At 50.0% G+C, this 21149-nt stretch carries 18 protein-coding genes; 4 read left to right on the top strand and 14 right to left on the bottom strand.

Going from position 1 to position 21149, the window contains the following annotated elements:
* Positions 1-29: 29 nt before the first annotated feature.
* Positions 30-1505: a bifunctional metallophosphatase/5'-nucleotidase gene (locus GX839_05485; GenBank protein ID NLB04913.1), complete on the top strand. Its 1476-nt coding sequence runs from the start codon at positions 30-32 to the stop codon at positions 1503-1505.
* A 44-nt stretch (positions 1506-1549) separates the two neighbouring features.
* On the opposite strand, the gene GX839_05480 is transcribed toward GX839_05485, so the two are convergent.
* Genes GX839_05480 through GX839_05470 form a run of 3 tightly spaced genes read right to left on the bottom strand, consistent with a single transcriptional unit; the run spans position 1550 to position 2614 of the window.
* A complete protein-coding gene (locus tag GX839_05480) occupies positions 1550-1975 on the bottom strand; it encodes a transcriptional repressor (protein ID NLB04912.1) in 426 nt (141 codons plus the stop codon).
* A gap of 30 nt (positions 1976-2005) precedes the next feature.
* Positions 2006-2464 carry a redoxin domain-containing protein gene (locus tag GX839_05475; GenBank protein NLB04911.1) on the bottom strand — a complete coding sequence of 153 codons (459 nt, stop codon included), beginning with the start codon at positions 2462-2464 and terminating at the stop codon, positions 2006-2008.
* 9 nt (positions 2465-2473) lie between these two features.
* The gene (locus tag GX839_05470) at positions 2474-2614 is read right to left on the bottom strand and encodes a redoxin domain-containing protein (GenBank protein ID NLB04910.1); all 141 of its coding nucleotides are present in this window, start codon (positions 2612-2614) and stop codon (positions 2474-2476) included.
* Positions 2615-2820: 206 nt separating this feature from the next.
* Between GX839_05470 and GX839_05465 the strand changes: the two genes are divergently transcribed.
* On the top strand, positions 2821-3975 hold the full coding sequence (locus GX839_05465) for an NADP-dependent malic enzyme (protein NLB04909.1): 1155 nt from the start codon (positions 2821-2823) through the stop codon (positions 3973-3975).
* A gap of 9 nt (positions 3976-3984) precedes the next feature.
* Here the strand turns inward: GX839_05465 and GX839_05460 are convergent, their stop codons facing one another.
* Genes GX839_05460 through GX839_05450 form a run of 3 tightly spaced genes read right to left on the bottom strand, consistent with a single transcriptional unit; the run spans position 3985 to position 7300 of the window.
* Entirely contained in the window at positions 3985-4476 is a 492-nt protein-coding gene (locus GX839_05460) for a hypothetical protein (GenBank protein NLB04908.1), read from the bottom strand.
* A 47-nt stretch (positions 4477-4523) separates the two neighbouring features.
* Complete coding sequence (locus tag GX839_05455) at positions 4524-5867, bottom strand: hypothetical protein (GenBank protein NLB04907.1); 1344 nt, start codon at positions 5865-5867, stop codon at positions 4524-4526.
* A 17-nt stretch (positions 5868-5884) separates the two neighbouring features.
* Positions 5885-7300: an MBOAT family protein gene (locus GX839_05450; GenBank protein ID NLB04906.1), complete on the bottom strand. Its 1416-nt coding sequence runs from the start codon at positions 7298-7300 to the stop codon at positions 5885-5887.
* Positions 7301-7527: 227 nt separating this feature from the next.
* On the opposite strand from GX839_05450, the gene GX839_05445 reads away from it, so the two are divergent.
* Positions 7528-9141 carry an IS1 family transposase gene (locus GX839_05445; GenBank protein ID NLB04905.1) on the top strand — a complete coding sequence of 538 codons (1614 nt, stop codon included), beginning with the start codon at positions 7528-7530 and terminating at the stop codon, positions 9139-9141.
* A 67-nt stretch (positions 9142-9208) separates the two neighbouring features.
* Here the strand turns inward: GX839_05445 and GX839_05440 are convergent, their stop codons facing one another.
* The 5 genes from GX839_05440 to GX839_05420 form a co-directional block, all read right to left on the bottom strand.
* Positions 9209-12232 carry a type I restriction endonuclease subunit R gene (locus GX839_05440; GenBank protein NLB04904.1) on the bottom strand — a complete coding sequence of 1008 codons (3024 nt, stop codon included), beginning with the start codon at positions 12230-12232 and terminating at the stop codon, positions 9209-9211.
* Between the two features lie 2 nt (positions 12233-12234).
* Positions 12235-13479 carry a restriction endonuclease subunit S gene (locus tag GX839_05435; GenBank protein NLB04903.1) on the bottom strand — a complete coding sequence of 415 codons (1245 nt, stop codon included), beginning with the start codon at positions 13477-13479 and terminating at the stop codon, positions 12235-12237.
* A gap of 4 nt (positions 13480-13483) precedes the next feature.
* Positions 13484-15265, bottom strand: a complete 1782-nt coding sequence (locus GX839_05430; GenBank protein NLB04902.1) for an SAM-dependent DNA methyltransferase — start codon at positions 15263-15265, stop codon at positions 13484-13486.
* Positions 15266-15284: 19 nt separating this feature from the next.
* Complete coding sequence (locus GX839_05425; GenBank protein NLB04901.1) at positions 15285-15560, bottom strand: helix-turn-helix domain-containing protein; 276 nt, start codon at positions 15558-15560, stop codon at positions 15285-15287.
* A gap of 259 nt (positions 15561-15819) precedes the next feature.
* Positions 15820-16989 carry a DUF3810 domain-containing protein gene (locus GX839_05420; protein ID NLB04900.1) on the bottom strand — a complete coding sequence of 390 codons (1170 nt, stop codon included), beginning with the start codon at positions 16987-16989 and terminating at the stop codon, positions 15820-15822.
* Positions 16990-17119: 130 nt separating this feature from the next.
* Here GX839_05420 and deoD point away from each other — a divergent pair, with 130 nt between their 5' ends.
* Entirely contained in the window at positions 17120-17839 is a 720-nt protein-coding gene (gene deoD, locus GX839_05415) for a purine-nucleoside phosphorylase (protein ID NLB04899.1), read from the top strand.
* Positions 17840-17893: 54 nt separating this feature from the next.
* Here deoD and thrS read toward each other — a convergent pair whose 3' ends face one another.
* From thrS to GX839_05400, 3 genes are all read right to left on the bottom strand, one after another.
* Complete coding sequence (gene thrS, locus GX839_05410; protein NLB04898.1) at positions 17894-19699, bottom strand: threonine--tRNA ligase; 1806 nt, start codon at positions 19697-19699, stop codon at positions 17894-17896.
* Positions 19700-19920: 221 nt separating this feature from the next.
* Positions 19921-20358: a hypothetical protein gene (locus GX839_05405; GenBank protein NLB04897.1), complete on the bottom strand. Its 438-nt coding sequence runs from the start codon at positions 20356-20358 to the stop codon at positions 19921-19923.
* Between the two features lie 19 nt (positions 20359-20377).
* Positions 20378-21088 (bottom strand): NAD-dependent epimerase/dehydratase family protein, encoded by a 711-nt coding sequence (locus GX839_05400; GenBank protein NLB04896.1) that lies wholly within the window; start codon positions 21086-21088, stop codon positions 20378-20380.
* Positions 21089-21149: the final 61 nt, after the last annotated feature.

The raw sequence follows: 21149 nt of genomic DNA, 5'->3' as shown, positions 1-21149 counted from the left end.
CCCGCCCGCCACTTTGCGGAGGTTGGTGAATGGATCTGAGAAAGCTGGTATTGCTTCATTCCAATGACATGCACGGCGATTTTTTCGCCAAGGAAACCCACGACAAGATGGTCGGCGGCATGAGCCGGCTCTCAGGCTATGTTCACAAGGTCAGGGAAGAGGAGACTGATCCGGTTCTCTACGTCATCTCGGGAGACATGCTCCAGGGATCCATCATCGATCAGGAATACCGGGGGATTTCAACCATCTTGGTCATGAACATGCTGGAGCCCGATGTGGTGACACTGGGCAACCATGAGACTGACTATGGCTTCTCACACCTCATGTTCCTGGAACGCTGTGCCAACTTTCCCATCGTCAACGCCAACCTTTATATCAAGCCGACGGGCGCCAACCTCTTCAAGCCCTACCACATCATTGAAACAGACGGAATCAGGATACTTTTCATCGGGATTGTCACCGAGGAAGTAATCGCCAAAAGCAAGAGCGAGCCCCTGGTCGGTACTTTTATCAGCATCGAGGACGCCGCGGAAGAAGTTGAGTACATCTGCAACAGCTACAAGGACGTCGACATCGACCTGACTGTTCTCTTAACACATATCGGCTTCGAGCAGGATAAGAAACTGGCCGCGCTCCTGCCGCCTGAAATCGGTGTGGATCTCATCATCGGCGGACACAGCCACACCATGCTGGAAACGCCCGAGCGCGTCAATGATATCCTGATCGCCCAGGTGGGGTCGGGAACCGATTTTATCGGCCGTTTCGATCTTGTCATCAACATGGATACCAATTCGGTCCACGAATTTTCCTGGCAGGCGGTCCCCATCGATGACACGCATTGTCCGGCTGACCCCGTCATGGAAGAGCTCCTGTCCAAGTACCAGGAAGAGGTGGATGGCAAGTATAATACGGTGATCTGCCGGCTGCCGCACGAGATGGAACACGCGGACCGCTTCCGCGAAACAGAACTCGGCAATTTATTTTCGGATATTCTCCGTTTCCAGCTGGGGGTCGATATTGTATTTATTGCCTCGGGTTCCATCCGCAAGCCCAAACTGTCGCGCCTGGTGACCCGGTCCGACTTGATGGAGCTTTACCCCTACGATGAGGCCATGATCAGCTTCTCTGTCACCGGCCGGGTACTGGAAGACATGCTGGCGCATCTGATGCGGACCTTGCACAGGGAGGGATCGCGTGAATTTTACCAATGGAACGCGGAACTCCGGGTCCGGGTCGGCGGGGACGGGGAGATCGGGGAAATCCTGATGAAAGGCAATCCGCTTGACCCAGAAGCGGATTACCGGATTGCCATGCAGGACTATCATTTTGGCATCATCGCCGATACATTCGGGATCAGCCAGGAAGAGTTGGCGGAAAAGGGCCGCGTGCGGGTAGTCAGCACCTCGGCCCAGGATAATGTGATTGAGTACTTCCGGAAAAATAAGATTCCCCGTGTCCGGCGTGATGGCAGGATTCAGCTGGAAATCCCCCTGACAGACCGCTGAAAAAACTCCCCGGCCGCTTATTGCGGCCGGGGATCAGCGGAAGATCAAAGCCCGCTTTGCCTGCCGCCTTGACTCTCTAGGCATTGGCCGCATAGACCGCTGAAAATTACACTGGTCCGGCGGATCTCAAGCCCGCCTGTGTCATCTGGCAGCGGTTCCTTCATGGGAATATCCAAAATAAGGCCGCAGGATTCGCATTTGAAATGAGCGTGAAAACCCGGGGTGGCGTCAAAGCGCATTTCGTGGGCCTCCACCTTGACCGGGCGGATCAAGCCTTTTTCAAGAAAAAGGTTGACCGTGTTGTAGACGGTGGCCCGCGAGAAGAGATGGCCGTCCTTTTGCAGTTCTGCGTAAATGTCATCAACCGTCGGATGTTCCTTGGAGGCCGCCAGGTAATGGTAAATATGCACCCTTTGGCTGGAAGGATTAATTCCGTGCTCTTTCAGCAGATCGACCGTCTTTGAGCCCATGTTGCGGCTTCTTTCCTCTTTCGGCTCAACTCACTTGTAGGAGTCGGCGACCGTCCAGTGATCAGCGATTTTCCCGACCAGGCCGATACCGGGTTTAAGTGTTTTGCCGCCCTCCTGCCAGCCTGAAGGCGTAACTTCCTTGCCGCCTGTCTTGCGTACCAGCTGGTAGGCCTTGATCTGGCGGATGGCTTCTGAGACGTTTCTTCCGACCGGAGGCGTCAGGACCTCCATGGCCTGGATCTTGCCATCGGGATCGATGATGAAACGGCCGCGGACATTGACGCCCGCCTCCCGGTCATAGACGCCATAGAGTTCACCGATGGCGCCCGAGGAGTCGGACAGCATGGGGAAGGGAACATCCCTGCCGGCAATTCTCGACAGCTCGACGTCATTCCAGATCTTGTGGACGAATTCGCTGTCAACCGAGATCGACAGGACCTGTACGCCCAGTTTCTCAAATTCTTCATACTTGGCTGCAACTGCAGACACCTCTGTCCCTCAGACAAAGGTAAAGTCGCCGGGATAGAAGCAGAGCATCACCCATTGACCTTTGTAGTCCTCCAGTTTCACCTTGGTGAACTTCCCCTTGTAGTAGGCGCCTGCTTCGAACAAGGGGGCCTGTTTTCCGACCATTGGCATTTTTCACGATTCCTTTCTGTGTCTGTTCTGCCTGATCCCCGAGGGGGCAGTCTTCCTTTATGACTTTATAATGATTACAAAGTCATAATTATTATAACTGTGCACATGCTACCATGAGGATGTCTTTTTGCGCAAGATAAAAGACCCGAGTGAGGACGAAAAGCGAGGGATTAATGATGCCGGAACACTGTTATGAAGCCAGAGCCATGGAAGCACACGCGCGCTGGCGGGGGAAAATTGAGGTGATCCCCCGGGTCAGCGTGAGTTCAAAGGAAGATCTTGCCATCGCCTATACACCGGGGGTAGCGGCCCCCTGCCTGGCCATCGCCGGGGATCCCGCGAAATCCTATGACCTGACCCGGCGCTGGAATCTGTGCCTGGTTGTGACCGACGGGTCGGCCGTTCTTGGCCTGGGCGACATCGGGCCTGAGGCTGCCATGCCGGTCATGGAGGGCAAGTGTGTCCTCTTCAAGGCATTCGGCGACGTGGATGCTTTCCCTCTCTGCATCCGGTCAAAAGACACCGATGAAATCGTCCGGACCATCCAGCTGCTGTCGGGGAGTTTTGGGGGGATCAATCTGGAGGACATCTCGGCCCCGCGCTGTTTTGAAATTGAAAGAAGGCTGAAGGCAGTCTGCGACATTCCCGTCTTTCATGACGATCAGCACGGCACGGCCGTGGTGGTGCTGGCCGCCCTGATCAACGCCTTGAAATTGACGGGCAGGACCATGAACGAGGCGCGGATTGTATTCAGCGGGGCGGGCGCCGCCTCCTCAGCCGTTGCCCGCCTCCTGATGGAGTTCGGCGCAAAAGATCTTCTTATCTGCGACCGCGGGGGAATACTCCGGACGGGGCGGCCTGGCATGAATGACGAGAAAAATGAGCTGGCAGTACTCACCAATAAAAGAGGTCTACATGGAAGTCTGGCTGATGCGCTCAGAGGCGCCGACGTCCTGATCGGGCTTTCTGGACCTGGCCTGGTCACCGGTGACATGATCAGAGCCATGGCTCCCGATCCGGTTGTCTTTGCCTGCGCCAATCCGGATCCCGAGATTGATCCGGCGGAGGCAAAAAAGGCCGGCGCATTCATCGTTGCCACGGGCCGGTCCGACTACCCCAACCAGATCAACAATGTGCTGGCCTTTCCCGCCATTTTCCGGGGTGTCTTTGATGCCAGGGCCTCCGACATCAACGATGCCATGAAGCGGGCGGCGGCCATGGCTTTGGCCAGGCTGGCCGGTGAGGAGGGGCTTCACAGGGACCGGATTCTGCCGGAACCGGCAGATCCGCGCCTCAGGGAAACGGTCGCGCGGGCCGTCTATGAAGCGGCTGTCGCGACGGGTGTCGCGCGGATCAAATAATGGACCGGTCTATGACCAGGGATCTTCTTTGGCTGGGAGCCGGATACCGGTCACAACGGCAGGGTAGTCCCACAGGAACCACACATCTCCGGAAGCCTGGCGCCTGAGCGTGACAATACGAGGGCTGTCAGCCCCCGATGACATAAGGCGGACCCTGGCGAATTCATCGCTTTCAGCGGGGATCGGATCGGGCAGCACCTGGATGGACAGGGGTTGATCCGGGGTGTAGTTGTTTTTCGGCCTGGCACCTGCCAGGTAGGAGTCGGGCAGATAGGGCTTGTCCATCATGCGGTCGCGGATAAACTGCTGATCACGGACAGACAGGGGCCTTGGTCCGTGAAGGTAATTCAAAATTTCAAGGCCCTTTTCCCTGTCATCAATGTAGGTTTTGAGCGCGATGATCAGGAGGGCCGCGGTGCCCTGGGGGTTTTTCATCATGTCTTGCGCCAGGGTCACAAAGTCGTCGAAAGACAAGGGAAACGATGGAATCGTAAGGGTCATATCAAAACTCCTTTTGTTGTTTCGGACAGTTTAACACGGAAGCGGTCCTATTTTGCGATCAGGTCAAAGCCTGAGAGCCAGGTCTGATTGGAAGTGCCGAACATGTAATTGAGGATGAGCACATCGGTAATTCCCTCGCGCCGGATCAGGTCAGTCATGCTGCGGACGTAATAGCGGGGATCGATCACATAGATCTCGTCAAAATGATTGGCAAGATAAGGGACGAAGGCATTCCCGAAAGAATCTTTGACCAGAAGGATCTTGCGGCCGGATTGGTGATTGGTTTCAATTTTCAAAAGGGCCCGGTCACCGCCGGAAAAATTGAGGTAGCTGTTGCCGCCCTTGACTCTTTCGTCATTCAGCCGGATTTTGTAGGTGACCGTCATCTCGCTGTTGTCCCAGGCGGTCGCCGTGTACTCGGCATTGGGTTTCCAGCCCTCGGTGGTATCAGGCTTGTCCTTCAGGACAGCGTTCTTCGAAACACGGTAGAGGGAGCCCAGGTAAGTGCCTTCAATCTGGTAATGCTCCATCTCCTCCAGGCCTGCCGCCTCAAAGCCGGCTGACTCGCAAAATGCGGCGTAGGCGTAATAGGCGCCCAACCCTGTCCAGTGATGGTCGGTCCGGTAATAGATATACTGATCGCGGTGAAAGAGCAATTTGTCATAAGCCTGGACAGCGCGGATATCCGGATCCAGCGTGTCATTGACAATGCCGATGCAAAGTTTCTGAGATGAGTAACCGGAATGATGCTCATCGGGCGCGTAGAGTTCGATGGCCGTGGGCGCGATCAGGCTGTAAAGCTGCGTGCCGCTGCCCAGCTTTTCATTCAACCGGTTGAGGCGTTCCCCATAGGCCTTGAGTCTTTCTTCGTTCCCGTAGTAGCGTTCCATGGCCCGGTTGTTGATGATGATCAGTCCCTTGGTGGTGGTCACTTCTCCGAAAGGGTCAAGGGGCGGCGGTTCAGGGGCTTCGGTTGGCAGCAGGGTTTCCGTTGTCGCCGGCGTTTCCTCTGCCGGTTCGCTTGTGGGAGGGGGAGCCGTGGGCGGGGGTTCGGTTGGGTCGGGGGCGAAAGTTCCCTCTTCATCCGGAATCAGGTAAATCGCCATGCCATCTGTGTTCAGGTTGGGGTAGGCCAGGCTGCGCCAGCCCTTGCCTGCCTGGATGAAGTTCTCCCGGAAGGGGAATTGATCGTTGTACCATTTTTCAATCTTGACCGCCTGTTCCCCCGTCAGGGCATCAGCGTAGGAAAGCTTGGGGAAGTGAGCCAGGGCTCGCCCCTCATCTTCGGAAACAGCCTGCTCGGGAAGGATCAGGTGCAGGACCCCGATGACAAGGAGGGTGACCAGAAAGCCTATGACCAGGATGGACTGATTTGTTTGACGTGTGCGCATCGGTTCACCTTACGACCTTAGAATCGGAAATATAAAAATGGATTGTAGCTTGAGGCGACCAGTGAGGCCGTCGATACAAAAAGAAGAAAGAGAGCACCGGCTGTTCTCAAGAAGCCCCCCATGCGGGAGTACTCCAGCCGGTGGAGCGGATCTTTGAATCGCTTGCGGATCCAGGGAAGAAGTGGCGTTGAAAACACAGCGGCAAGAAGGATGAACAGGATGTGCTGTTTCCAGAGGATCTTGGCCTCGATGTCAGCAAAACCGGCCAGCCCCGGAGCGAAGATTCTGCCCCAGAATGTCAGGAAGCGGGCAGTTTCTGTGAAATAAAACAAGGTCCATCCCACCAGCACGGCCAGCATGGTCCACAGATGACGGATCAGGCGGGGGATCTTATCCCTGTGCGGCAGGATCAGGATCCTTTCCAGCATGAGGAGCAGGAAATAATAAAGGCCCCAGACCACGAAGTTGAGGTTGGCCCCATGCCAAAGACCGGTCAAAAACCAGACAATCAGGGTATTGCGAAAACGGTGGCGTTTGTTGCCGCCCAGGGGGATGTAGACATAGTCCCGGAAAAAGGTGCTGAGGGAGATGTGCCAGCGCCGCCAGAATTCCGTAATGGTGGATGAGATGTAAGGATGCTTAAAGTTTTCAAGGAAATGAAATCCGAACATGAGCCCCAGGCCGATGGCCATGTCAGAGTAGCCCGAGAAGTCAAAATAGATCTGGATGGCAAAGGCCATGATTCCCAAAATAGCAGTCGCGGCACTGATTTGGGAGAAGTGCCCGGACTCCAGGCAGAGTTCGACGATCTCACTGGCGTAGTTGGCGATCAGGACCTTCTTGGCCAGACCCCCGAGAAAGCGCAGGATCCCTGCAGCCATCCCATCCAGAGTGATTTCCCGGCGGTGGAGTTCCCGCTCAATGTCGGCATAGCGGACGATGGGGCCCGCGATCAACTGGGGAAAGAGGGAGACATAGAGCAGAAAACGGGCGTAGGAACGTTGGATCCTGATTTCACCCCGGTAAAGATCAATGATGTAGGTCAGGGCCTGGAAGGTATAGAAGGAGATGCCGATCGGCAGTGTTATCTGAGGTACCTGAAAATTGAAAAAGGGCAGCGTGTTCAGAATCTCCACCATAAAGCCCGTGTATTTGAAATAGACAAGGCTTGCCAGGGCAAAAATAATGGCTGCCACAAGCCAGCCCCTGCGCGCACGGCGCGAACGCGCCCGTCCCAGGAGAATCCCGCACAGCCAGATCACAAAGCAGGTAAGGAGAAGCAGGATCACATAAATTGGTTCGCCCCAGGCGTAGAAAAAGAGAGAAGCCAGGAGGAGGAAAACGTTTTGCGCGCGCGTACGGCTTGTCAGCCAGGAAGCGACCAGACAGGCGGGCAGGAAGACATATAAAAAGACCAAGGATGAAAATACCATAGTTTATTCCTATTGCCCCATTCTAAGCTCCCGGCGGAAGATGTCAAGATGCCCGAAACCATCACATATATTCCAACCATCGGGTGATGATTACAAACACCAATATACATTGATTACACGGCTTCAGAATGCAAATATGCCCATTTTCTGCTTGATATTTTCGAGAGATTATGATAGCCTTATGGTGTAAGGAAATGAACCGCACCTTGATTGAGAGGAGGTTTCCGATGAACCAGAAGACTTATTCAGAACAAGAATTACAAGAAATCTTCTCACAGCTCCCCTTTCACGCCATGAAGAAGCTGGTGGACGGCTACTCAAAAGAGTCGGGGGTCAGCTTTGATAATGAAGTCAAACAAGCCATCACAAACAGCCTTCAATCTCAACTCGAAAAGCATGACATCAATAGTGTCTGCCCGAGCTGTCAGTCCAAGGATGTCGTCAAGAATGGTAAGCGGTCTGATGGCTCGCAGCGTTATCTGTGTAAGGTTTGTCATAAGAGATTTACACGCTTCACGGGAACCATCCTTGAAAAGAACAACTGGCATTGGGATGCGTGGGTCAAAATGCTCCAAATGACAATCAACAATCTTTCTCTCAAATCCATGCAGAATGTTTTGGAAAGAGATTATGGCTATGAGGGAATCAATATCAAGACGGTCTGGTTCTGGCGTATGAAACTAATCCATGCCCTCTCGAAAATGAATACGCCTCTTCTGAGTGGGGTTGTCCAAGTAGATGAAACCTTTATTCGAGAAAGTCAAAAGGGAAGCAGGGGGCTTGTTTCCTATCTTTCAAAAGACACAAAGAGGAAACCCCGTTATGGTCGTAAGCCCTCAATAGTGGGAGTCATGGGTCCTGAATTTGCCACGGTAGTCACAGCCATTGATAACAGGGGCTATTGTGTTTGCAAAGTGACAGCGATGGGTCGGGTCACCAAAGAACTGATTACAGACTTTTTTGTAGAACACCTTGACCATCCTGCTTATGTTTGCTCGGACGCCAACACCGTCTATAAGGAAGTGTGTGGAATATTCAATTATCCTCATTATGTTCGGCCGTCTAACTATGACGAGATTTTGAAAAGCAACGGAGTTGTGGATGCAGACCTTGCGGATGTCTTTGGAGTAAAAGAAGCAAGACGGGAAAATGCTGTCATTATGAATAGACTTTACCGAAGAGAAGAAATCGATCACATCAATAACGTGGGTGGACTGCTCTATGAAGATTTTTTGAAACTTCGAAAAGAAAAAGGGTTAAATCTCGCCCGTGTCAATGAGCTTCATAAGGACATTAAGCTCTATATCGTTAAGAACATGACGAATGTTTCAACGAAGTATCTTGAATACTATGTTGGCTTTTTCAATTACATCCGAAATTGGAGAGTGACGCATGGCAAGTATCCCTCATCGGAAAAAGACGCTGAAATGATTTTTGTTGAAATTTTGAAAGGAATGGCGAATTACACTCTTCCCGAAGTCATGCAACAAGAAATCAACCTTCCTATGCCAAGCTCTCGATATACTACCCTCCTTCGTGAGAATACCAAGAGAGCAAGGGAAGCCACCAACAATAAATACTTCAAGTTTAATGAAGAAGATGGTGTTAGAAGTTTCAACAGGCGTGAATATCTGTTCGACTTGCCTAATTCCAGGCTCTATGAAATCTCTAAAGAGTGTGGAATTAGGGGCTACAGAAAAATGAACAAATGGGTTCTTATCTCTATGATTTTGAAGCACCCTGACATTGAAAATATTCTTTATCGGTTGATTTCCGAGAACCAACCCATGAAGATTTCAGAGGAAGATTTAGAAGCGATTCGTGCCAGTCGTTTCATGTAGCAGGAAGCCGCCAGACGCTCTCTGACGGCTTCGTGTAATCATTGGGGGAAATTATATACCCCCTTCTTTATCCAAGCTCTTTATAGGCTTGTCGTGCCATCTCTTCCATGACCGAAGCGTAGAGTTCTCTGTCCTCAAAAAGCTTCGTGTATGACTCGATTGATTCAGCATAAAGGCTCTGAGCTATTGCCTTGAAAACTTGGGGGAAAATACTGTTTATGAAAACTTCCATGTCGTTGCTTTTGACATATTTTTCAACTTCTTTGTTGTTCTTGATTCCTCGGTTGTAAATTGTCTCAACAATTACCCTATCGCTTTCAGAAAACGTTCCCGTATAACGATCGTTGATACGCTTGATGATAGTTTCCAAGAGCTCGTCCGGTTCCGGACTGGATTCAGGGTTGATGTTCTCAGGGTTATATATGACCTGTTCTTCCCCGATGGGTGAGAAACTAATGTCGCCCTTGAAGGTCTGCTGTAATTTGTAGAATTCAAGTTTCAGCTTTCCCTCTAAATCAACGGGATCCGGACTGACTTTGGGAAGAAGCTTTTCAAGGTAGGAAACAAAGACATATTCCTTGTGAAGTTCTTTATCAAACATTCTGGCAATCTGAGTGATATAGGCATACCACCTGACGAAGTTTCTTGCGATACGCTTGAAACCAAAACGCTCATCCTCGTCCAGATCCTCGTAGCGTTTGACAGCGGGTTTTAATGCGGAAGTCATACGCCCCAAATCAGTCTCCGTCTGTTTCCCCTTCTTGTAGTAAATCTTGACGAATTCTTCTATGTCCTCGTTATTGTAAAGACCGTATTGCTGAAGGGCTGACCTCGTATCGTAAATCAAGTTGATGTTTATTTCTTCATCAAGAATGGTTGCCTCATAGTAAGGCTTGAAGGCTTCTTGAATGTCATCACCCGTATTCACAAAATCCAAAACGAAGGTGTCTTCTTTTCCTTGGTAAATACGGTTCAACCTTGATAAAGTTTGGACTGCCTTCACACCTTCCAGCTTTTTATCGACAAACATACTGTGAAGGAGTGGTTCGTCAAATCCAGTCTGGTATTTTTCAGCAACAATCAGAACATTGAAATCATCTCCGTGAAAATCGTCTCTGAGCTGGTCTTCCTTGATGGTGCTGCCGTCTCTTCTCTTATTGATCCCCTCTTCGGTGTAATCAATGGAATGGTCTTTCACAATCCCCGAAAAGGCAACCAGAATATCGACATCCTCATAACCTTTTCGTTCAATGTAGTGTTTGAACTCATGGTAATATCTCACCGCATGAAGACGGGAAGACGTGACCACCATAGCTTTGGCTCTTCCTCCGATTTTCTTTTTTGTGACCTCTCGGAACTGTTCAATAATGATGGCCGTTTTTTGTTGGAGGTTATAAGGGTGAAGCGACTGGTAGTTTTTGATGGTTCTTGTCGCAAGGGAAGACGGTAATGCTGGGTTATCTTCTGTTTCTTTGGCAATCTTGTAGCAGGTTTTGTAAGTCATGTAGTTTTTCAAGACATCCAGGATAAAGCCCTCTTCAATGGCTTGTCTCATGCTGTAAATATGGTGAGCAATAAAAGAGCCTTCGGGTGTCTTCTTGCCGAATACTTCTAACGTCTTTTGTTTGGGGGTTGCGGTAAAGGCAAAGAAAGAAAGATTCTCCTGGCGGCCGTGAGCCAAAAGCTCATTTACAATCTTATCTTCGTAGTCTTCTGCTTCCCTTTCTTCGGCTGACTCAATCCTCTCGTATTCCCTGAGAGCTTCTTCCGTATCCGTCAGACCTTCCCGTAGCTTTGCCGCACTCTTTCCCGTCTGGCTTGAATGGGCTTCGTCAACGATGACAGCAAAGCGTTTGCCTTTCACTTCATCAATTTCTTCGTAGATGAAGGGGAACTTTTGAAGGGTCGTGACAATAATCCGCTTCCCGTCATTGATGGCTTTCCTCAAATCCTGAGAGGTCTTTTTGTCGTCTATTATTTCAATAAGCCCCTTGGTATGGTCAAAAGAAGAGATGGTTCTTTGGAGCTGATTGTCCAATACCTTCCGGTCAGTCACCACGATAACCGAATTAAAGATATGTTGGTTATTCTCATCATGGAGGCTTGCCAATCCATAAGAAAGCCAAGCGATGGAGTTTGACTTTCCTGAACCGGCACTGTGTTGAATAAGGTAGTTTTGACCGCTGCCATTTGCTCTTGCGTCCCCTAAAAGATACCGGACAGAATCGAGCTGATGGTAGCGGGGGAAAATGAGTTTCTCTTCTCTCTTTCGGGTCTCCTTGCCGTTCTTTACGACTTTCTCAACCTTTTGATCTAAATGGAGATAACGCCTCAAAAGATCCATGAGAGAGTCTTTTTTCAAAACCTGTTCCCATAAATATGAAACTGGATAGCCCTCAACGTTTTTGGGGTTCCCTGCCCCTCCTACTTTCCCCGAACCACTACTTCCCTGATTGAAAGGTAAGAAGACGGTGTTGCCCCTTTCGAGCTTTGTTGTCATCTCAACTTCATCTAAGTCAACCGCAAAACAAACCAGGAAGCGTTTATTGAATTGGAAGCAGAGTTCTCTTGGGTCACGGTTATACATGAATTGCTTTTTGGCGTTATCAACATTCTGACCTGTAAATTGGTCTTTCAGCTCCAAAGCAACAATAGGTATGCCATTTAATGACAACACCATATCAATCGAATTTTCATTGGCTGTGGAATACTTGAATTGCCGGGTGACTGTCAGGATATTGGCTTCATAGTTCTTTACGACCTCCGGATTGAGGGTTGACTCTTGAGGGAAGGCTGCGACACGGAGTCTGATCCCGTGGTCGGTTATCCCTCGCCTTAGAACATGGAGAAGTCCGTTTAATTCAACTTCCTCAGTAAACCGTTTGAATAGCTTGTTTTCTGCGTCCGCTTTGTAGGTATAGACGTAGCGTTCCCATGCTTTGGGTTGGGTTGCTTGAATGAACTCAACCAGCTTGGGGAGGTCAAGGGCTTTTTTTCTGTCATAGGTTTTTTGGTCGCCTTTGGTATAACCGCCATAGATCAGAAGCCATTGTTCGATGTCCTCTTCAAAGCGTTTTTCTTTGTAGTCCATGATTACTGAACCTCCCTTTTGCCTGTGACAACTTCGTAGATGAGGGATTTTTTGTAAGCTTCTAAGTCTTCAATGAGTTGTTCTTTTTGAATAATCGTTTCTTCCATCTTCCTTATTTCTCTACCCAGATGGGAAGAGATTTCTTTTTGCTCTACAACTGAAGGCATGGGAAGATAGGCGTTCCTTACGAAAGAAGATGATACGCGTTTTAGCCCCCCCGTCCCCGTCATTGTTGCAACAGAAGCATCTTTAAAGAGATTTGTTTGAAGAAAATAATATAGATAGTCAGTATCTACCCCATGACTCCTAAAAACAAACAGCTCTGAACTTCCGTAAGCAACTCGTTGTGATAAATTCTTCGCAACCGCAATATTTCCATTTTCAAAACATGGCGTCACCTTTGCCATGACGATATCACCCTCTTGGAAAGGAACAAGTCCGGTGCTCAGATTTTGGAACAAGCTTTCTCCGGGCAACAGGTAGCCGCTTTTCACTCGATCCATAGGAACGTAGCCGATAGGTTGTTCCTCATCAAACTCCAAGTTCAGATTTGGAGCAAAATCCGCAACGTGCTTTATTTTGCTTATAGCCCAATGCTCAGGCATCTCCCCAATCCACTCAACACCGCTATCTTTGAGTTTCATATCAGGGCTAAGCCCCTTGGTGACGGCTTCACTTATCAGGGATTGTTTGTATAGCTTGTAGTCTTCAATGGATTCTTTTGTCTTCTCAATAATGTGGTCGATGGTTGCGGTTTTTTGGTCGAGGTAGGTGGCGATTCTCGACTGAACCTGTTGAGGAGGAATAGGAATTCGAATCTTCTTCATTGAGCTGTATCTTGTGGACCAAAGATCATCGACTATTCCTGTTCCCCACCTATAAAACTCTTCAGCGAAACCGTAATTGTCTAATAGATACTTTGCGTATTCTGGGTCAATATCTCTTATCGCAAGCACAGTGTTTATTACAGAGACCGACCCGTTTAGTGACGATAAACCGCACGATTGCTTTCTATCCGAGCGTGAGTTTATAACAAAATCATTGATGCAGACTTTCTTCCTGTCGTCTCTATTCGACGTTTTAGCAACAGTTTCAAGTTGCCTGAGTATCCCTCTTTTTGTCACGGATAGTGGCTCATAATCAAAGTCAGAAACTCTCTCTGTTCGCTCTCTAAAGTGATTACCTAATAAGGACATTCCCCAGTCTTCTGGTATCTCCCCTATCCACTCAACACCTGAATCTTTCATTCGTCTACTCAACTGCCTCACCTCCGTCAGAAAACAATTCATGAAGAGAAACCATGAGGTCTTTTTCCATCGCCATAATCCGGTCAGCAATATCTTCAGACTTCTCAGGCGGCTGGAACTTGTAGAAATAACGAGTGAAGGGAATCTCATATCCAACAGATATTTTGTTCTTATCAATCCAAGCGTCAGGATTGTAAGGTTTTACCTCTCTTTCAAAATAACTGTCAATGTCTTCGGTGAGGGGAACATTCTCATAGTCACGCTTCTTGGTATCCGCAACCTTTTTGCCCCTATTTTTTACAGCCTGTCCGTTCTCATCATATTCAGGCGTTTCAATCACGATTCGATTAAAACCAAACTCAATATTCTCAAAAATCTTGGACTCACAAACACGGTCACCAAGCTCGTATTCTTTGTCTTCGAACTCTCCGTAAGCCTGAATGATAACTTCCCTGCAAGCTTCTGATATATCGTTTCTTTTATGTCCGATGGATTTACGCCTCTTGTCAAACATCTTGGACGCATCAATCAACTGAACTCGCCCTCTTCTGTGAGGGGCTTTATTCTTTGACATAATCCAGACATAGGTTGTAATCCCCGTGTTGTAAAAGCTGTCATTGGGTAATTGAACGATTGCTTCCAGCCAGTCGTTCTCTATGATGTAGCGTCTGATTTCGCTGGAACCTGACCCTGCGTCCCCCACAAACAAGGGAGAGCCATTATGGACAATCGCCATTCTCCCCGTATCCTTAAGCTTAGCAAGTCCATTCAGGTCAAAGAGCTGCTGCCCGTCACTAATTCGGGGAAGTCCTACACCAAAACGTCCTGCATTCCCTTTTTTAGCTTCTGCCTCAACAAAGGATTTTTCTACCTTCCAGTCAATCCCAAAGGGAGGATTGGAAATACAGTAGTCGAAGGTATAGCCAGGGAACTGATCATTGGTGAGCGTATTCCCAAGTTTCATGTTTTCAGCGTTGCCACCCTTGATGAGCATATCCGCTTTGGCTATAGCATAAGTTTCGGGATTTAATTCTTGTCCGAACAAAATTACGCCAGCTTCTTTGTTTAGGTCTTTGATCCTTTCTTCCATACAAGCCAGCATTTGGCTGGTTCCCATGGTTTGGTCATAAACTGTTTTCCCAACCGTCTCCTGAGTCAAAACTTCCCTGTCTTCTGAGATAAGAAGGTCTGTCATGAGGTAGATAATGTCTCGGCTTGTGAAGTGAGCTCCTGCTTGTTCGTTGTAGGACTCAGAAAAGCGTCTGACCAATTCCTCGAAGACGTAGCCCATGTCCGTGCTGGAAATAAGGTCAGGACCCATGTAAGCACTCGGTTTATTAAACTCCTGGATAATCAAAAAGAGCATTCCGTTATTTGCCAGCTTTGATATCTCTTTTTCAAACTCAAAGTTATCCAAGACATCTTTTACATTTTCAGAGAAGCCACCCAAGAAGGCTCTAAAGTTTGCTTCGATGTGGTCAGGGTCTTGAACAAGATTTTCAAAAGTGAAAGGGCTGATGTTGTAAAAGAGATACCCCGAAGCCCTCTCTAAAAGAATGTCAGCAACCTGCAGGTGTTTCGTCTTTTCATATTCCCTCATGACCTCTGCTTTGGTCGGAAGAAGAGCGTCATTGAATCGCTTGATGACGGTCATAGGCAAAATAATCTTGCCGTATTCGTGGGGTTTATAAAGACCCTGCCCAATGATGTCTGCTATTGCCCAAATAAGGTTGGCCTTTTGAGTCACGTTGATTGTTGTTTGATGGTTTCTTTGTATTTCATTCAAAGTTATAGCCCTCCTTTACTCAGGCGTTAGTCTTTTGAATTAAGAACAGGGCTTTCATACCCTTTTCAGTTATTTCGTATTTGCCACGTTTGTTTTTGTAGCTTTCTAAAAATCCTTCTTCAATCAATTCGTTGATAATTCGGTTGGTTTTCAATTTTGACATTCTTGCCATATCTGCCATCTCCTGCTGAGACAGCGGAACATAGAAGTCATCTTTGATTTTAACCTGATTGTCGTGAAGAAGTTTTAGAAGCTGGTATCTGTCGTTCATAAAGAACTCTAAGGTAAATTCCATGAAAATCACTCCTAAAATAAAATGTCTTATAAGCTGAATATCATTATAGAGCATTTTGAGAAACTTTAACGGTTTAGAAATGACTATCTTTAAGATTATTTTGAGTTGATTTTCTCCACCTGAAAGACCTAAAATTTGTCATAAAAAGCACATATTGCGTGAAAATACCACAATATGTGCTTACCCTTTAATTCTAGGCTCTATATGACGCGGGAGACTAGCCATCACCCTCTAATTGGAATATATAGAAACCATCTTCTCACGGCTCGGGGAAAAGGATCCGCTCCGCTTCGGCGGTGTCAAGCCAGGTCAGCAAAAGATCGACCACGGCGCCATAGCTTTTTACACCTTCTTCTTCCCTGTTGGCCTTGAGGTAGGCATCGTTGACCTTTTCCGAAAAATCAGCCACCGGTGTTTCAAAAGCTTCCCAGTAAAGCGATTCGGCTTCGAGATCCCGGATGACAGCAGGTGAAAGCTCCTCCCTGTAAGCTGCCTCCCAGCGCTGACGGTCCTCCTCCCACAGCCTGTTTCCGGCACTTTTCCAGGCGCTGATCAGGCCTGAGTAACGCCAGAGGGGGTCGGGGTGGCAGGCACAGCTTAGAAAGGCTGCGAAATCGCTGTCGCCCTCCCTGGCGAAACCGCGCGTGTGTGATATTTCGTGTGCCGTGGTTGACGGGATCATGAAGGCAGGCTGATCGATATTGATATTGGGTTCGATAAAAAAAGGCATGTAGAGGCCCACGATATTGGTATAGGACCAGTAATGGGACAGAAGCACGCCCTTGGGGCGGGCACGGACCGGGCTTTCCAGGGCGGGCCATCGCAAGGCCGCCTGCTCCCAGCCGTCAAAAGCAGCCTTCCAAACGGTATTCAGCGGGCCGATCGCGACGGTGCCGTCATCCGATTCGGCAAGATCCCGGCGTGCCCGGACAGCTGCCCTAGCCAGGCGGCGCACGGCCGCTTCCAGTTCATCGGCTGAATGCTCCCTGAGGTCAAGACCCAGCTTACCGGCCAGGGGCGGGCGGGCGTAATTCAAACCGTGAAAAACCAGGAAAAGGGAGAGCAGGAGGCAGGCAATGCCCAGGATCACCAAAGCCGGTTTCAATAAACGGCGGAGGCGGTGAGCCCGCTTCCTGAAGAGGCGGATGATCCCCAGGATGAGAAGGAGGAAGAGGACCGGTGTGCCGACAAGCGCGAAAAATTCGGTCAGGGAAAAGGAAAACTGGCTGGATGGCCAGGCCCAGATGGCCGCAAGAGGTGAAAAGATCCGGGTCGCGTAAGCGTCCGCCAGGGCCGGCCGCCGGAAAGCGATTTCGCGAAATATGATCAGGATCAGGAGAGTCAGGGCCGATGCAGACAAAAAAATCAGGGCGCCGCCGAGGCGGGGGCGGGTTCTGACCATCTTGTCCGGCTGAGTTTCCCTCGTCATCTGTGTACCTCCGTGCGGCTTTTTTTTTTGCCTTTCATCAACAGGGTATCAGAAAGTGTGTCTCTGTTATGATTGGACCAGGATAGTTGTAAAGATGCCAGCCGGCCGCTGACAAGTGAAAGGAGCCAAGATGAGCATTCCAACCCCTCACATTGAGGCGAAAAGCCCCGATGAAATTGCCAATACCGTCCTCATGCCCGGTGACCCGCTCCGGGCCAAATTTGTCGCTGAAACCTATTTTGAGCACCCCGTCCTTTTCAACCAGGTGCGCGGTATGCTGGGTTACACGGGCACTTACAAGGGAAAGCGCCTGTCCGTCATGGGATCAGGAATGGGCATTCCTTCTTCCCTGATCTATATCCATGAACTCTATGCATTTTATGAAGTCGATACCATCATCCGTATCGGGAGCACCGGTGCCATGCAGAAGGCTATCCAGCTCCATGACCTGGTTCTGGCCACCGCGGCAAACACCGACTCAAAAATCAACCACGGTTTATTCGGTCCTTACGAATTTTGCCCGACCCCTGATTTTGACCTGCTGGTTCAAGCCTATGCCAAGGCACGCGAGATGGGTATCCGGGTGCATGCCGGCACCGTCCTGAGCTCCGATCAGTTTTACACCAACTTTTCGGACGAAGTTTTCAAAAATCTGATGCAATATGGGGCCCTGTGCGCTGAAATGGAATCAGCCGGACTCTACATGAAGGCCCGGCAATTCGGCAAGCGCGCCCTGGGTATGTTTACAGTCAGCGATCACATTCTGACCGGGGAATCCGATACACCGGAGGCCCGGCAGGAAGGTTACCGTCAGATGATGGAACTGGCGCTGGAAATTGCGCCCGCGTAAAAAGTGCCGGCCGCTGAGCGCGGCCGGCACCCTTTGCCATTGATACGTCCGGTCCTATAAGGCTGATTGGTTTTCTGCCACCGCTCTCTCAATGAAAGCGTCCAGCGGAAGGGATCCAAGGCTGCCCTGATCCCGACTGCGGACTGAAACGGTTCCGCCTTCGATTTCCTTGTCGCCGACTACCAGCATATAGGGCACCTTGTCCAGCTGAGCCTGACGGATTTTGTAGCCGATCTTCTCATCACGCGCGTCAAGTTCCGCCCGCAGGCCACGATTCTTCAATTCCGAAACGGCCTTTTCCCCGTAATCCGCATGGTCCTGTGAGATAGTCAGGACCCGTACCTGATCAGGCGCCAGCCAGAAAGGAAACTTCCCCGCGTAGTGCTCGATCAGGATGGCCATGAAACGCTCCAGAGCCCCGTAGGCCACGCGGTGGACCACGATGGGCCGGTGCTTGTCCCCGTCAGAGCCGGTGTATTCGAGCTCGAAGCGCTGGGGCATCTGGAAATCCAACTGGATGGTCCCGCACTGCCAGCCGCGGCCGATAGCGTCGCGGATATGAAAGTCGATCTTGGGTCCGTAGAAGGCACCGTCACCCTCGTTGATGCTGTAGTCAGATTCGAGTTCGTCGAGTACATCCTTGAGCACCGCTTCGGCACGGTCCCAATCCTCGATGGCGCCCATGGCATTTTCCGGCCGGGTGGACAGCTCGACCCGGTACTGGAAGCCAAAGCTGCGGTAAAGATCATCGATCAGGCGGACAATGCCGCTGATCTCATCCTTCATCTGATCGGGCGTCATAAAAAGATGGGCATCGTCCTGGGTGAAGGCGCGAACCCGCATCATGCCATGCAGGGTGCCGGATTTTTCATGGCGGTGGACCAGTCCGAGCTCAGCCATACGGATGGGCAGATCCCGGTAGGAGTGAGGCTTGTTCTTGTAGACCAGCATGGCGCCGGGGCAGTTCATGGGCTTGACGGCATAGTCCTCATCATCGATCTTGACGGTATACATATGGTCCTTGTAATGGTCCCAGTGTCCCGACTCTTCCCAAAGGGTCCGGGACAGGATCATGGGGGTCTGGATCAGGATGTAGCCGGCCCGGTCGTGCAGTTTTTTCCAGTAGTCGACCAGCAGGTCTTTCAGGATCATGCCCTTGGGCAGCATGAAGGGGAATCCCGGTCCCGCCTCCGACAGCATGAAGAGATCAAGTTCACGCCCCAGCTTCCGGTGGTCGCGGGCCCTGGCTTCTTCCAGCATGGCCAGGTAGTTGTCCAGCTCCTCTTTTTTGGGAAAGGAGATGCCATAAATCCGGGACAGCATCTTATTGTGCTCATCACCGTGCCAGTAGGCACCGGAAAGGCTGGTCAATTTGAATGCCTTGATCTGCTTGGTGTAACGGACATGAGGTCCCGCGCAAAGGTCGGTGAAGTCACCCTGGCGGTAGAAGGAAATCTCCTGGTCCTCCGGCAGGGCTTCGACCATCTCCAGCTTGTAGGGTTCATCCTGGGACTTGACAAAGGCGATCGCCTCATCGCGCGGCAGGGTGAAGCGCTCGATCCTGTAATTGGCCTTGACGATTTCTTTCATTTCCTGCTCGATGGTTTCGAGGTCTTCCTCGGAGAAGCCCCCCTCCCGGTCGAAGTCGTAATAAAAACCATTTTCAATGGCCGGACCGATGGCAAGCTTGGTCTCGGGCCACAGCCTTTTCACCGCATGGGCCAGAAGGTGGGAACTGCTGTGCCAGAAAGCATGCATGTCCAGTTTGTCGCCGGTATCCGGCGCGGCCGTTGTCATCTGAACCTGTTCCTTCATCTTATCTGCCAGGGGCAGATCCTTGCCTTGTTCTTGATTTGGCATACCAGTTCCTCCTTATAGATGTATTTGCCTTCACAGAAGGCTAAAGAACAGCATAGACTACAAAGTGAGTGATGGCAATATAGACAGCCTTTATCCAGTGCCGGCCAAGGTATCGGGCGCGTGGCCGCGCAGAAGAGACAGGTTGGCGTAAAAGGGATGACAATGCAGGTTTGGAATTAATCACGGACCAGGTTGTGCAGTTCCACACCGTGAAAGGTGGATTACGAAACAGTCTGGTCATCGCTCGCTTCACGCTGAACCAGCTGACTGGCCGACAGCTCGGGAGGGAGACCCATCAACACCTCATCGCAGTACTCTGACTTGCCCGGGTAAGCCGGGTGTTCAAAATAGACTTCGTAATTCAGCTGTTCCCTGCCAAAACAGATAAGACTTTCACGGGCAGAATCGGCGATTCCCCGGATGTAATTGCATTCATTTTTGTACAATTCAATTGCTTCGTTTAAATCCGCCTCCTGTGAGTCATTGCGGGATCGGGTCAGGCTTCTGGCGATATAATAGTAGTTGTTGTATTGCTCTTGCACCAGTTTACGCAAATCTTTATCCGTTTCCCGTCTTCTCGTGTACTGGAGAACGTTACCGATTAATGAAAAAAAGGAAATGACAGCGGCAATATTTCCAACCCATTCGTAAAATGACATAAGAGCATCTCCTTTTTGTTCAGATCTTGAGGTCTCTCTTTGCGTCTTCCGTGTACCACGGTTTATCAGGATTCTCCGACACTGCATAATAGATGCCGAATCCAATATCGGTCTCGATTGCTCCCCGGAAATAACTCACCATGTCTTTGGTATAGAGAATCGTCCGGGTCCAGCGTTCAGTCATAATTTCCTCTGACCTTCGATAGGAACCAATTCTCAGGCAGATCGTGTTAATGCCGCAATTGATGTAAAAGTTCCTGCATAGGTTTTCAGCAGCCAGTTTCAAGGTACCGTAAACACTTATGCTGATCGGGTAGTCGTCGCTTCTTATTTCCCGATCCAAGGAACTGTATCCATTTTTCTCGTAAAACCCGGTCACATGATTGCTGCTCGCAAGGACAAACTTGGTGACTCCAAATTTTTCCATGGCGGCTAACAAGGTATAGGGGATTTTGAAATAGCAGTTGATCATCTGTTCGACCATTTCGTCGCCAGGGATATCTTCCATTTCGGGGAGCCCTGCCAGGTTAACCACGGCATCAATTTTCTCTTTCTGAAACAAAGAAACTACTTCGTCACGATTTGCGGCATCTATCCGGTGGTAATCGGGGAAATGATGAATATTCTCATTTATATCCGAGGATATGATCCGGTAATCCCGGGCAAGGTGCTCCTGCAGAGCGACTCCGATTTCCCCATTTGCGCCGATGATCAGGACAGTTTTTTTCACCTTGATTATTCCGATTCAGAACTGTTCGATAACCCATCATAACACAGCGGTTGAAGGACAA

This window comes from Fastidiosipila sp. (genome assembly GCA_012511175.1).
Classification (GTDB): Bacteria; Bacillota; Clostridia; order Saccharofermentanales; family DTU023; genus UBA4923.
The sequence above is the reverse complement of the archived record's forward strand: the minus strand, read 5'-3'. Positions and strand labels throughout refer to the sequence as shown.